The organism is Pseudomonas sp. B12(2026) (assembly GCF_057767015.1).
Genome location: NZ_CM173430.1, coordinates 2501665 through 2514814, shown reverse-complemented (window position 1 = coordinate 2514814; position 13150 = coordinate 2501665). Strand labels below are relative to the sequence as shown.

At 68.3% G+C, this 13150-nt stretch carries 10 protein-coding genes; 7 read left to right on the top strand and 3 right to left on the bottom strand.

Annotated elements, in window-relative coordinates:
- Positions 1 to 89 precede the first annotated feature (89 nt).
- From AC3B6A_RS11780 to AC3B6A_RS11750, 7 genes are all read left to right on the top strand, one after another.
- Positions 90 to 494, top strand: coding sequence for a MerR family transcriptional regulator (locus tag AC3B6A_RS11780; RefSeq protein WP_488402930.1), 405 nt, complete (start codon positions 90 to 92; stop codon positions 492 to 494).
- A gap of 103 nt (positions 495 to 597) precedes the next feature.
- The gene (locus AC3B6A_RS11775) at positions 598 to 1761 is read left to right on the top strand and encodes an isovaleryl-CoA dehydrogenase (RefSeq protein ID WP_488402928.1); all 1164 of its coding nucleotides are present in this window, start codon (positions 598 to 600) and stop codon (positions 1759 to 1761) included.
- A gap of 90 nt (positions 1762 to 1851) precedes the next feature.
- Entirely contained in the window at positions 1852 to 3459 is a 1608-nt protein-coding gene (locus AC3B6A_RS11770; RefSeq protein WP_488402927.1) for a carboxyl transferase domain-containing protein, read from the top strand.
- 91 nt (positions 3460 to 3550) lie between these two features.
- Complete coding sequence (locus AC3B6A_RS11765) at positions 3551 to 4336, top strand: gamma-carboxygeranoyl-CoA hydratase (protein ID WP_488402925.1); 786 nt, start codon at positions 3551 to 3553, stop codon at positions 4334 to 4336.
- Entirely contained in the window at positions 4336 to 6297 is a 1962-nt protein-coding gene (locus tag AC3B6A_RS11760) for an acetyl/propionyl/methylcrotonyl-CoA carboxylase subunit alpha (protein ID WP_488402924.1), read from the top strand. Before AC3B6A_RS11765 ends, AC3B6A_RS11760 begins: the two co-directional genes overlap by 1 nt.
- A 136-nt stretch (positions 6298 to 6433) precedes the next feature.
- On the top strand, positions 6434 to 7336 hold the full coding sequence (locus AC3B6A_RS11755; RefSeq protein WP_488402922.1) for a hydroxymethylglutaryl-CoA lyase: 903 nt from the start codon (positions 6434 to 6436) through the stop codon (positions 7334 to 7336).
- 552 nt (positions 7337 to 7888) lie between these two features.
- Complete coding sequence (locus tag AC3B6A_RS11750) at positions 7889 to 9841, top strand: acetoacetate--CoA ligase (RefSeq protein ID WP_488402921.1); 1953 nt, start codon at positions 7889 to 7891, stop codon at positions 9839 to 9841.
- Between the two features lie 438 nt (positions 9842 to 10279).
- Here the strand turns inward: AC3B6A_RS11750 and pcaF are convergent, their stop codons facing one another.
- From pcaF to AC3B6A_RS11735, 3 genes are read right to left on the bottom strand one after another with little or no spacing between them, the layout of a single operon-like run.
- A complete protein-coding gene (gene pcaF, locus AC3B6A_RS11745; RefSeq protein WP_488402919.1) occupies positions 10280 to 11485 on the bottom strand; it encodes a 3-oxoadipyl-CoA thiolase in 1206 nt (401 codons plus the stop codon).
- On the bottom strand, positions 11482 to 12264 hold the full coding sequence (locus AC3B6A_RS11740; protein ID WP_488402917.1) for a CoA-transferase subunit beta: 783 nt from the start codon (positions 12262 to 12264) through the stop codon (positions 11482 to 11484). Before AC3B6A_RS11740 ends, pcaF begins: the two co-directional genes overlap by 4 nt.
- On the bottom strand, positions 12264 to 13112 hold the full coding sequence (locus tag AC3B6A_RS11735; protein WP_488402916.1) for a CoA transferase subunit A: 849 nt from the start codon (positions 13110 to 13112) through the stop codon (positions 12264 to 12266). The genes AC3B6A_RS11740 and AC3B6A_RS11735 overlap by 1 nt, the downstream gene beginning before the upstream one ends.
- Between the last annotated feature and the right edge of the window lie 38 nt (positions 13113 to 13150).

Here is a 13150-nt window from a genome sequence, read left to right as displayed (position 1 = left end):
TTTCCCGCGCCGCCCGCGAGCTGTGTTGACAGTGACTCGAGGCAGGTTTACGTTAACGTAAAGGTAAACGACCGAGCAAGAGCATTCCCATGCCCACGACCTACACCATCTCCGAGCTGGCCCGCGAACTGGACGTCACCACCCGCGCCATCCGCTTCTACGAGGAGCAAGGCATGCTCAGCCCCGAGCGCCGCGGCCAGGAGCGCGTCTACAGCCCGAAGGACCTGGTGGCGCTGAAGCTGATCCTGCGCGGCAAGCGCATCGGCTTCTCGCTGGCCGAGTGCAAGGAGCTGATCGACCTCTACGATCCTTCCAGCGGCAACCAGAAGCAGCTGCAGACCTTCCTCGGCAAGATCACCGCCCGCCGCGCGCAGCTGGAGCAGCAGCTGCTGGACATCGAGCAGATGAAACTCGAACTGGACACGGCCGAGGAGCGCTGCCTCGCGGCCATGGCCGAGACCGACGACCCCCGGAAGCAGCGCGTGACGAGCTAGGACAAACCCGGACCTTGCGCGCTGGAGGAGGCTTTCAACGCAGCCTGACCGACGCGCGGCAGGTCCAATCAATCATCCAATTACAAGTACAACAGGTGACCCCATGAGCTATCCCTCCCTCAACTTCGGCCTCGGCGAAACCATCGACATGCTGCGCGAGCAGGTGCGTGGCTTTGTCGCCACTGAACTCGCCCCGCGCGCCGCGCAGATCGACGCCGACAACCTGTTCCCCATGGACATGTGGAAGAAGTTCGGCGACATGGGCCTGCTCGGCATCACCGTCGCCGAGGAATACGGCGGCGCCAACATGGGCTACCTGGCCCACGTCATCGCCATCGAGGAGATCAGCCGCGGCTCGGCTTCGGTCGGCCTGTCCTACGGCGCGCACTCCAACCTGTGCGTCAACCAGATCAAGCGCAACGGCAATGCCGAGCAGAGGGCCAAGTACCTGCCCAAGCTGATCAGCGGCGAGCACATCGGCGCCCTGGCCATGAGCGAGCCCAACGCCGGCTCCGACGTGGTGTCGATGCGCCTGCGCGCCGAGAAGCGCGGCGACCGCTTCGTCTTGAACGGCAGCAAGACCTGGATCACCAACGGCCCGGACGCCAACACCTACGTGATCTACGCCAAGACCGAGCCGGAGAAAGGCGCCCACGGCATCACCGCGTTCATCGTCGAGCGCGACTGGAAGGGCTTCAGCCGTGGCAGCAAGTTCGACAAGCTGGGCATGCGCGGCTCCAACACCTGCGAGCTGTTCTTCGATGACGTGGAAGTGCCGGAAGAGAACGTGCTCGGCGCGGTCAACGGCGGCGTGAAGGTGCTGATGAGCGGCCTGGACTACGAGCGCGTGGTCCTCGCCGGCGGCCCGATCGGCATCATGCAGGCCTGCATGGACGTGATCGTCCCCTACATCCACGACCGCAAGCAGTTCGGCCAGAGCATCGGCGAGTTCCAGCTGATCCAGGGCAAGGTCGCCGACATGTACACCCAGCTCAACGCCAGCCGCGCCTACCTCTACGCCGTGGCCCAGGCCTGCGACCGTGGCGAGACCACCCGCAAGGACGCCGCCGGGGTGATCCTCTACACCGCCGAGCGCGCGACGCAGATGGCCCTGGACGCCATCCAGATCCTCGGCGGCAACGGCTACATCAACGAGTTCCCCACCGGCCGCCTGCTGCGCGACGCCAAGCTCTACGAGATCGGCGCCGGCACCAGCGAAATCCGCCGCATGCTGATCGGCCGCGAGCTGTTCAACGAAACTAAATAAGCCACAAGCGGCAAGCACCAAGCTGCAAGCAAGAGCCCATGCGCCTGCTTGCAGCTTAAAGCTTGAGGCTTACAGCTCGCGGAGAACCGAATGACCATTCTCAACACCCAAATCAATACGCGTTCCCCTGAATACGCCGCCAACGCCGCGACCATGCTGGAGAACGTCCAGGACCTGCGCGCCGTGCTCGGCCGCGTCCATGAAGGCGGCGGCGCCGCCGCCCAAGCCAAGCACACCGCGCGCGGCAAGCTGCTGGTGCGCGAACGCATCAACCGCCTGCTCGACGCCGGATCGCCCTTCCTCGAAATCTCCGCCCTGGCCGCCCACGGCGTGTACGGCGAAGACGTCGCCGCCGCCGGCGTGGTCGCCGGCATCGGCCGGGTGGAAGGCGTGGAATGCATGATCGTCGGCAACGACGCCACGGTGAAAGGCGGCAGCTACTACCCGCTGACCGTGAAGAAGCACCTGCGCGCCCAGACCATCGCCCAGCAGAACCGCCTGCCGTGCATCTACCTGGTGGACTCCGGCGGCGCCAACCTGCCGCGCCAGGACGAGGTGTTCCCCGACCGCGAGCACTTCGGCCGGATCTTCTTCAACCAGGCCAACATGAGCGCCCAGGGCATCCCGCAGATCGCCGTGGTGATGGGCTCCTGCACCGCCGGCGGCGCCTACGTGCCGGCGATGAGCGACGAGACCATCATGGTGCGCAACCAGGCCACCATCTTCCTTGCCGGCCCGCCGCTGGTGAAGGCCGCCACCGGCGAGGTAGTGAGCGCCGAGGACCTGGGCGGCGCCGACGTGCACTGCAAGACCTCCGGCGTGGCCGACCATTACGCCGAGGACGACGAGCATGCGCTGGCCATCGCCCGCCGCTGCATCGCCAACCTCAACTGGAGCAAGCAGGGCAAGCTCAACACCCTCGCCCCGCGCGCCCCGCTGTACGCCAGCGACGAGCTGTACGGGGTGATCCCGGTGGACAGCAAGCAGCCCTTCGACGTGCGCGAGATCATCGCGCGGCTGGTCGACGGCAGCGAATTCGACGAGTTCAAGGCACTGTTCGGCACCACCCTGGTGTGCGGCTTCGCCCACCTGCACGGCTACCCGGTGGCGATCCTCGCCAACAACGGCATCCTCTTCGCCGAAGCCGCGCAGAAAGGCGCGCACTTCATCGAGCTGGCCTGCCAGCGCGGCATCCCGCTGCTGTTCCTGCAGAACATCACCGGCTTCATGGTCGGCCAGAAGTACGAGGCCGGCGGCATCGCCAAGCACGGCGCCAAGCTGGTCACCGCGGTGGCCTGCGCCCAGGTGCCGAAGTTCACCGTGATCATCGGCGGCAGCTTCGGCGCCGGTAACTACGGCATGTGCGGCCGCGCCTACGACCCGCGCTTCCTGTGGATGTGGCCCAACGCGCGGATCGGCGTGATGGGCGGCGAACAGGCCGCAGGCGTGCTCGCCCAGGTCAAGCGCGAGCAGGCCGAACGCGCCGGCCACGCGCTGTCCGCCGAGGACGAGGCGAAGATCAAGGCGCCGATCCTCGAACAGTACGAGCGCCAGGGCCACCCGTATTACTCCAGCGCGCGCCTGTGGGACGACGGCGTCATCGACCCGGCGCAGACCCGCGACGTGCTTGGCCTCGCCCTCTCCGCCTCGCTCAACGCGCCTGTCGAAGCCACGCGCTTCGGCGTCTTCCGAATGTAAGAACAGCCACAAGCCTCAAGCTGTAAGCTGCAAGCGGTGCTCTTTGCAGCTTTCGGATTACAGCTTGCCGCTAGCGACCGAAGGTAGCTATATGAACATCGAACTCGACATCGACCCGCGCGGCGTCGCCAATCTTTGGCTGAACCGCCCGGAGAAGAACAACGCCTTCAACGCCCAGACCATCGCCGAGCTGATCCGCGCGCTCGACGTCGTCGCCGCCGACGACCGCGTGCGCCTGCTGGTGCTGCGCGGACGCGGCAAGCACTTCTGCGGCGGCGCCGACCTTTCCTGGATGCAGGAATCCGTGCAGCTGGACTACCAGGGCAACCTGGCCGACGCCCAGCAGCTCGCCGAACTGCTCTACAACCTGCACCAGCTGAAGAAACCGACCCTCGCCGTGGTGCAGGGCGCGGCCTTCGGCGGCGGCGTCGGCCTGGTGGCCTGCTGCGACATGGCGCTGGCCGCCGAGGACGCGCAGTTCTGCCTGTCCGAAGTGCGCATCGGCCTGATCCCGGCGACCATCGGCCCGTTCGTCACCAAGGCCATCGGCCAGCGCGCCGCCACCCGCTACGCCATGACCGCCGAGCGTTTCAGCGGCGTGCGTGCCCGCGAGCTGGGTCTGGTGGACGAGCACTTCCCGGCCGCCGAGCTGGACGAAAAGGCCAACGCCTGGATCGCCAACCTGCTGAACAACAGTCCGGCGGCCCTGGTGGCCTGCAAGGCGCTGTTCCACGAGATCGGCGCCGGCGAACTCAAGCCCGAACTGCGCCGCTACACCGAAGCGGCCATCGCCCGCATCCGCATCAGCCCCGAGGGGCAGGAAGGCCTGCGCGCCTTCCTGGAAAAACGCAAACCGGCCTGGCAGGAGCAAGCCTGATGAGCAAGATCGATACCCTGCTGGTGGCCAACCGCGGCGAGATCGCCTGCCGCGTGATGCGCACCGCCAAGGCCCTGGGCCTGACCACCGTGGCCGTGCACAGCGCCACCGACCGCAACGCCCGCCATGTCGAGGAAGCGGACATCGCCATCGACCTGGGCGGCGCCAAGCCGGCCGAGAGCTACCTGCGCGCGGACGCCGTGCTGGCCGCCGCGAAAGCCGCTGGCGCCCAGGCCATCCACCCCGGCTACGGCTTCCTCTCGGAGAACGCCGGCTTCGCCCGCGCCTGCGAAGAGGCCGGGCTGATCTTCCTCGGCCCGCCGGCCAGCGCCATCGACGCCATGGGCAGCAAGTCCGCGGCCAAGGCGCTGATGGAAACCGCCGGCGTGCCGCTGGTGCCCGGCTACCACGGCGAAGCCCAGGACTACGCCACCTTCCAGCGCGAGGCGCAGCGCATCGGCTACCCGGTGCTGCTCAAGGCCGCCGCCGGCGGTGGCGGCAAGGGCATGAAGGTGGTCGAACGCGAGGCCGAGCTGGCCGAGGCGCTGGAATCCGCCCAGCGTGAGGCGCAGTCCGGCTTCGGCGACTCGCGCATGCTGGTGGAGAAGTACCTGACCAAGCCGCGCCACGTGGAAATCCAGGTGTTCGCCGACCAGCACGGCAACTGCCTGTACCTCAACGAACGCGACTGCTCGATCCAGCGCCGCCACCAGAAAGTGGTGGAAGAAGCGCCGGCGCCGGGCCTCTCCCTCGAACTGCGCCAGGGCATGGGCGAAGCCGCCGTGCGCGCCGCCCAGGCCATCGGCTACGTCGGCGCCGGCACCGTGGAATTCCTCTACGACGAAGGCAGCGGCCAGTTCTTCTTCATGGAAATGAACACCCGCCTGCAGGTGGAACACCCTGTCACCGAAGCCATCACCGGCCTCGACCTGGTGGCCTGGCAGATCCGCGTCGCCCGTGGCGAGCCGCTGCCGCTGACTCAGCAGCAGGTGCCGCTGAACGGCCACGCCATCGAAGTGCGGCTCTACGCCGAAGACCCCGAAGGCGGCTTCCTGCCCGCCAGCGGCCACCTCGCGCTGTACCGCGAACCCGCCGCCGGCCCCGGCCGCCGGGTGGACAGCGGCATCCGCGAGGGCGACGACATCTCGCCGTTCTACGACCCGATGCTGGCCAAGCTGATCGCCTGGGGCGAGAACCGCGAGGAAGCCCGCCAGCGCCTGCTGTCGATGCTCGGCGAAACCGCCGTCGGCGGCTTCAAGACCAACCTGGCGTTCCTGCGTCGCGTGCTGGCCCACCCGGCCTTCGCCGAGGGCGAGCTGGACACCGGCTTCATCGCCCGTCACCAGGACGCCCTGCTGCCCGCCCCCGCCGCCCTGCCCAAGCGCTTCTGGCAGCTGGCCGCCGAAGCCTGGGTGCAGAGCGAAGCCGCCCGCGTGCGCGGCGACGACGCCCATTCGCCCTGGTCCGCCCGCAGCGGCTGGCGCAGCGGCCTGCCGGGGGAAACCGACCTGCACCTGCTGGCCAAGGGCGAGTCCCACGTGGTGCGCCTGCGCCATGCCGACGGCCAGCGCATCGCCAAGCTCGATGGTCAGTGGCTCGATGTGAAGGACGGCGAACTGCGCCGCCGCCATCAGGTGATCCGCCGGGGCGACAGCCTCTATCTGGAGTGGAACGGCGAGCTGGTCGGCGTGCAGCGCTTCGATCCGATCGCCGAGGCCGAAGCCGCCCACGCCCACCACGGCGGGCTGGGCGCACCGATGAACGGCAGCATCGTGCGCATCCTGGTCGAACCCGGCCAGAGCGTCGAAGCCGGCGCCGCGCTGGTGGTGCTCGAAGCCATGAAGATGGAACACAGCATTCGCGCGCCGCATGCCGGCGTGGTGAAATCGCTGTATTGCAGCGAAGGCGAACTGGTGTCGGAAGGCACCGCGCTGGTGGAGCTGGAAGAAGCGTCGGCCTGACGCTTTTCCCTGTAGGAGCGAGCTTGCTCGCGAACGCATTGCACCCTGAGCGTCCGATGTGCGGCGGGTTCGCGAGCAAGCTCGCTCCTACGAAGAGCCAAAACCGCCCTTCGCCTGAAACCAACGAGGACAAACCATGACCCTGCCCCAATCCGTCCGCCTGGTCGAAGTCGGCCCGCGCGATGGCCTGCAGAACGAAAAACAGCCCATCAGCGTCGCCGACAAGGTGCGTCTGGTCGACGACCTCACCGCCGCCGGCCTGGGCTACATCGAAGTCGGCAGCTTCGTCTCGCCCAAGTGGGTGCCGCAGATGGCCGGCTCGGCGGAAGTCTTCGCCGGCATCCGGCAGAAGCCCGGCGTCACCTACGCCGCCCTGACGCCGAACCTGAAGGGCTTCGAGGCCGCGCTGGAAGCGAAAGTCGAGGAAGTCGCGGTATTCGCCGCCGCCTCCGAGGCCTTCTCGCAGAAGAACATCAACTGCTCGATCAAGGAGAGCCTGGAGCGCTTCGTCCCGGTGATGGAAGCGGCCCGCCAGCACGGCGTGCGCGTGCGCGGCTACGTTTCCTGCGTGCTCGGCTGCCCCTACCAGGGCGAGGTGGACGTGGCGCAGGTCGCCGCCGTCGCCGCCGAACTGCACGCCATGGGCTGCTACGAAGTCTCCCTGGGCGACACCATCGGCGTCGGCACCGCCGGCGCCACCCGCCGGATGATCGAAGTCGTCGGCCAACGCGTGCCGCGCGCACAGCTGGCCGGGCACTTCCACGACACCTACGGCCAGGCCCTGGCGAACATCTACGCCAGCCTGCTCGAAGGCATCGCGGTGTTCGACAGCTCGGTCGCCGGCCTGGGCGGCTGCCCCTACGCCAAGGGCGCCACCGGCAACGTCGCCACCGAGGACGTGCTCTACCTGATGAACGGCCTGGGCATCCACACCGGCATCGACCTCGACCAGCTGATCGACGCCGGCCAGCGCATCTGCGCGGTACTCGACAAGCCCAACGGCTCGCGCGTGGCCAAGGCGCTGCTGGCCAAGCGCTGAGCACGGCCCCCCGTAGGGTGGACATTGCTCTTCATGTCCACCATCGGCGCCCAGCCCAGGCGCCAGGGGTGGATGTAAACAGCGACATCCACCCTACAGCACTACGAAGTGCAAATCCTGCAGCTCTGTCTGTCACACCGAAATATCCGGCGCGCGCAGAGTCCTGTCAGGAGGCCGAGTGGAGGTATTGCGCAGAGGGGCGAGCGGCATGGATGCCGCGAGAGGCTTGAAGGGCCAGGGACGGCCCTTGCAAGCCGACCCTCGGAGCAATACCGGAGCGAGGGGAGTCTGAGCGAAGCGAAGACCCGGATGTCGGGACAAGTCCTTTTGGTTCCTTTTGGGACGCCAAAAGGGACTCGCCCGGGAGGGCGAAACCAGATATCCCAGCGCACGCCGAAGCGGCGCATGAACACCGTACGAAGAGCAAAAGCATCGCGGATAAGATCCGCTCCTACAAAAGCGGTGCATTCCCCGTAGGAGCCTCCCTCTCCTTCTATATCCCCGCGTCCGTGCCACACTGGTTAGAGAAGAAAAACCGGACGGACGCCCAACATGACCCCGCTGTGGACCCCCTCCCCCGAACGCATCGCCGCCACCCGGATGGACGCCTTCCGCCGCAGGGTGGCGCAGCAGCACGGGCTCGACCTGCCCGACTACGCCGCCCTGCACGCCTGGAGCATCGCCGAGCGCGAGGCGTTCTGGCTGGCCATCGTCGACACCTTCGGCGTGCAGTTCCATGAAGCGCCCACGGCGGTCCTCGAAGAAGGCCCGGAGATGCCCGATGCGCACTGGTTCCCCGGCGCCACGCTGAACTTCGCCGAGCACCTGCTGCGCCGCCGCGACCACCACCCGGCGCTGATCGCCATCAGCGAGGACGAGCGCCGCGAGGTGCTCAGCCACGCCGAACTGGCTGCCCAGGTCGCCGGCCTGCAACTGGCCCTGCGCGACGCCGGGGTGGGCATCGGCGACCGCGTCGCGGCCTTCATGCCCAACACCTGGCAGACCGTGGTCGGCATGCTCGCCACCGCCAGCCTGGGCGCCACCTGGTCGAGCTGCTCGCCGGACTTCGGCACCCAGGGCGTGATCGACCGCTTCGGCCAGATCGAACCCAAGGTGCTGATCGCCTGCGCCGGCTACCGCTACGCCGGCAAGACCCTGGACCTGACCGCCAAGCTCAATGAAATCCTCCCCCGGCTGCCCAGCCTGGAACAGCTGCTGATCGTCCCCTGCGCCCGTTCCGACGTGCGCCCCGGCGATTACCAGACCCTGGCCAGGGTCGCCCTCTGGCAGGATTTCTACCGCGCCGGCGGCGAGCCGGTGTTCACCCCGGTGCCCTTCGACCACCCGCTGTACATCCTCTATTCCTCCGGCACCACCGGCGTGCCCAAGTGCATCGTCCACGGCACCGGCGGCGTGCTGCTGCAACACCTCAAGGAACACGGCCTGCACACCGACCTGGGCAGCGCCGACACGCTGTTCTACTACACCACCTGCGGCTGGATGATGTGGAACTGGCTGGTCTCCGGCCTGGCCCTGGGCGCCAGCCTGGTGCTCTACGACGGCTCGCCCTTCCACCCCGGCCCGGAACGGCTGATCGACCTGGTCGACGCCGAGGGCATCAGCATCTTCGGCACCAGCGCCAAGTACATCGCCGCGCTGGAAAAGGCCAACGTGCGGCCGCGCCAGAGCCACTCCCTGGAGCGCCTGAAGAGCATCCTCTCGACCGGCTCGCCGCTGGCCCACGAGAGCTTCGACTACGTCTACCGCGACATCAAGGCCGACCTCTGCCTGTCGTCGATCTCCGGCGGCACCGACATCGTCTCCTGCTTCGCCCTGGGCAACCCGGCCGCGCCGGTGTGGCGCGGCGAGCTGCAATGCAAGGGCCTGGGCATGGCGGTGGAAGTCTGGGACGACGCCGGCAGGCCGGTGCGCGGCGAGAAAGGCGAGCTGGTCTGCGTGCGGCACTTCCCGTCGATCCCGGTGGGTTTCTGGAACGACGAGAACAACGAGAAATTCCTCGACGCCTACTTCGCCACCTTCCCCGGCGTCTGGGCCCACGGCGACTACGCCGAGGAGACCGAACACGGCGGCCTGGTGATCCACGGCCGCTCCGACGCCGTGCTCAACCCCGGCGGCGTTCGCATCGGCACCGCGGAAATCTACCGCCAGGTGGAGAAGGTCGAGCAGGTGCTGGAGTCCATCGCCATCGGCCAGGAATGGCAGGGCGACGTGCGCGTGGTGCTGTTCGTCCGCCTGCGCGAAGGCATCGCGCTGGACGAGGCGCTGCAGGAGCGCATCCGCCAGACCATCCGCGCCAACACCACCCCGCGCCATGTGCCGGCGAAAATCCTCGAAGTCGCGGACATCCCGCGCACCCTGAGCGGCAAGATCGTCGAACTGGCGGTTCGCAACGTGGTGCACGGGCGCCCGGTGAAGAACACCGACGCCCTGGCCAACCCGCAGGCGCTGGAGCTGTTCCGCGACCGCAAGGAGCTGGAGAGCTGAGCGTTGCCGGCGGGATCGCTTCCTGCTAACGCGGCGCCATCCCGTAGGAGCGGACCTTGTCCGCGATGCTCTTTGTTCGGTGTTTCTGCGCCGCTTCGGTGTGTGCTGGAAGATTTTGTTTCGCCCCCTCGGGCGACCTACTTTGGCAAGTGCCCCAAAGTAGGCAAAGGTCTGTGCCCCTGCATCCGGTTTTTCGCTTAGGCGAAAAATTCCCTCGTTCCATCGAAGTTTCAGGGGCCCGCGTTGACGGGCCATCCCTGGCCCGACAACGCTCTCGCGGCATCCATGCCGCTCAACCCCTGAAACTCCGATTCCACTCGGCCTCCTGAAGGGGCGCTCCGGTGTTCACGGAAGTTTCTCTGGAAGTCTTCAAGAGCCAAAGCCCAGCGCGCTCGGGATCCGCTCCTACAAGGGCTGTGCCCGCGGCTCAGCGAGCGCTCAGACGCGCTCGACCACCAGCGCCACGCCCTGCCCCACGCCCACGCAGAGGGTGCACAGGCCGAGCCTGCCGCCGCTCTTGTGCAACTGGTGCACCGCCGTCAGCACCAGCCGCGCGCCGCTGGCGCCCAGCGGGTGGCCGAGGGCGATGGCGCCGCCGTTGGGGTTGACCCGCGCATCGTCATCGGCGATGCCGAGCTCGCGGGTGACCGCCAGGCCTTGGGCGGCGAAGGCCTCGTTCAGCTCGATGACGTCGAACTGGTCGACCGACAGGTTCAGGCGCTCCAGCAGCTTGCGCACCGCCGGCACCGGGCCGATGCCCATCACCCGCGGGGCGACGCCGGCGCTGGCCATGCCGAGCACCCTGGCGCGCGGCGTCAGGCCGTGTTTCTGCACCGCCTCGGCGCTGGCGAGGATCATCGCCACGGCGCCGTCGTTGACGCCCGAGGCGTTGCCGGCGGTGACGGTCTTGCCCTCGCCGTTGACCGGCTTGAGCCTGGCCAGCGCTTCGAGGGTGGTGTCCGGGCGCGGGTGTTCGTCGGTGTCGACCACGGTCTCGCCCTTGCGCCCCTCGATCCGCACCGGGACGATTTCCTCGGCGAAGTAGCCCGACGCCTGGGCGACGCCGGCGCGCTGCTGGCTGCGCAGGGCGAAGGCGTCCTGGTCGGCGCGGTTCACCCGGTGTTCGTCGGCCACGTTGTCGGCGGTCTCGGGCATGGAGTCCACGCCGTAGCGGGCCTTCATCAGCGGGTTGATGAAGCGCCAGCCGATGGTGGTGTCCTCGATCTTCTGGCCGCGGCCGAAGGCGTTGTCGGCCTTGCCCATCACATAGGGCGCGCGGGACATGGACTCGACGCCGCCGGCGACGATCAGCTCGGCCTCGCCGCTGGCGATGGCGCGGAAGGCGCTGCCCACCGCGTCCATGCCCGAGGCGCAGAGGCGGTTGAGGGTCACGCCGGGCACGCTGTCCGGCAGGCCGGCCAGCAGCGCCGCCATGCGCGCGACGTTGCGGTTGTCCTCGCCGGCCTGGTTGGCGCAGCCGAGGTACACCTCGTCCAGCGCGGCCCAGTCGACCTGCGGGTTGCGCGCCAGCAGGGCCTTGATCGGGGTGGCGGCGAGATCGTCGGCGCGCACCGCCGACAGTGCGCCGCCGAAGCGGCCGATGGGTGTACGCACGGCATCGCAGATGAATACGTCGCGGCTCATTCCTCAGCTCCTTGCTGGCCATGGGCGGCCGCCGTGCGCGCTTCCAGGGCACGCAGGGCGGTCAGTTCGGTGTCGTTGGGGGCCGGCGTCTCGCCGACTTGCGCGGCGAAGCGGATCGCCCAGCCGGTGTTCTCCACCACCTGCTCGCGGGTCACCCCCGGGTGCAGCGAGGTGACGATGAATTCGTTGCTGCCGGCTTCGGGCTCCATGATGCACAGGTCGGTGATGATCGCCAGCGGGCCCTTGCCCGGCAGGCCGAGCTGCCGGCGATGGTCGCCGCCCTCGCCGAAGCCGACCGAGGTGATGAAGGCCAGCTTGTCGACGAAGGTGCGGTGGGACTGCTTGAGGATGATCAGCACTTCCCTGGCGCAACCGGCGATCTCCGGCGCGCCGCCGGCACCCGGCAGGCGCACTTTCGGGTTGTTGTAGTCGCCGATCACGGTGGTGTTGATGTTGCCGAAGCGGTCGACCTGGGCGGCGCCGAGGAAGCCGACGTCGATGCGCCCGCCCTGCAGCCAGTAGCGGAAGATTTCGCCGGTGGGCACCACGGTGTCGGCGGTTTCCGCCAGCTCGCCGTCGCCGATGGACAGCGGCAGCACGCCGGGCTTGGCGCCGATGGGGCCGGACTCGTAGATCAGGACCACGTCCGGCGAGGCGGTCAGGCGCGCCAGGTTGGCGGCCTTGGACGGCAGGCCGATGCCGACGAAGCAGACGGCGCCGTTCTTCAGGCGGCGGGCGGCGGCCACGGTCATCATCTCATTGGTGCTGTAGGCGCTCATCAGTTGGCCTCCGCGAGCTTGGCTTGGAACTCGGAAAAATCCTCGGTGCCGCGGATGTAGGTGTCGATCCAGGCGTTGAAGGTGTCGCGGTCGCGGGCGATCGGGTCCCAGGCCCGGTAGAAGCGGTTGTCGCGCTCGGAGTAGCCGTGGGCGTAGGACGGGTGCGAACCGCCCGGCACCAGGCAGACGGCGGACAGCGCCCAGGTCGGCAGCACGCAGGCGTTCATCGGCGCGTTGAGGTCGTCGACGATTTCCTCGACGGTGACGATGCAGCGCTTCGCCGCCAGGGCGGCCTCCTTCTGCACGCCGAGGATGCCCCACAGCAGCACGTTGCCCTTGCGGTCGGCCTTCTGCGCGTGGATCACGGTGACGTCCGGGCGCACCGAGGGCACGGCGGCCAGCTGCTCGCCGGTGAACGGGCACTCGATGAAGCGGATGTTCGGGTTGACCTTCGGCAGGTCGGAGCCGGCGTAGGCGCGCAGCACCGCGAACGGCAGGCCCGAGGCGCCGGCCACGTAGGAGTTGGCGAGGTCGGCGTGGCTGTGTTCGTCGATCTCCAGCGGACGCGGCCAGCCCTTCTCCACTGCGTCGCGCAGGCGGTGCAGCGAACCGACGCCGGGATTGCCGCCCCAGGAGAAGGTCAGCTTGCGCACGCAGCCGGCGCCGATCAGCAGGTCGTAGACCAGGTCGGGCGTCATGCGCACCAGGTGCAGGTCCTTGCGGCCCTGGCGGATCAGCTCGTGGGCGGCGGCGGTCGGGATCAGGTGGGTGAAGCCTTCGAGGGCGACGGTGTCGCCGTCATGGACGAAGCGCTCGACCGCGTCGCGGAGAGTGAGGAGTTCAGCCATTGTCGGTCTCGCTGTGGTGGTCCGTGTCGGTGGGAAGA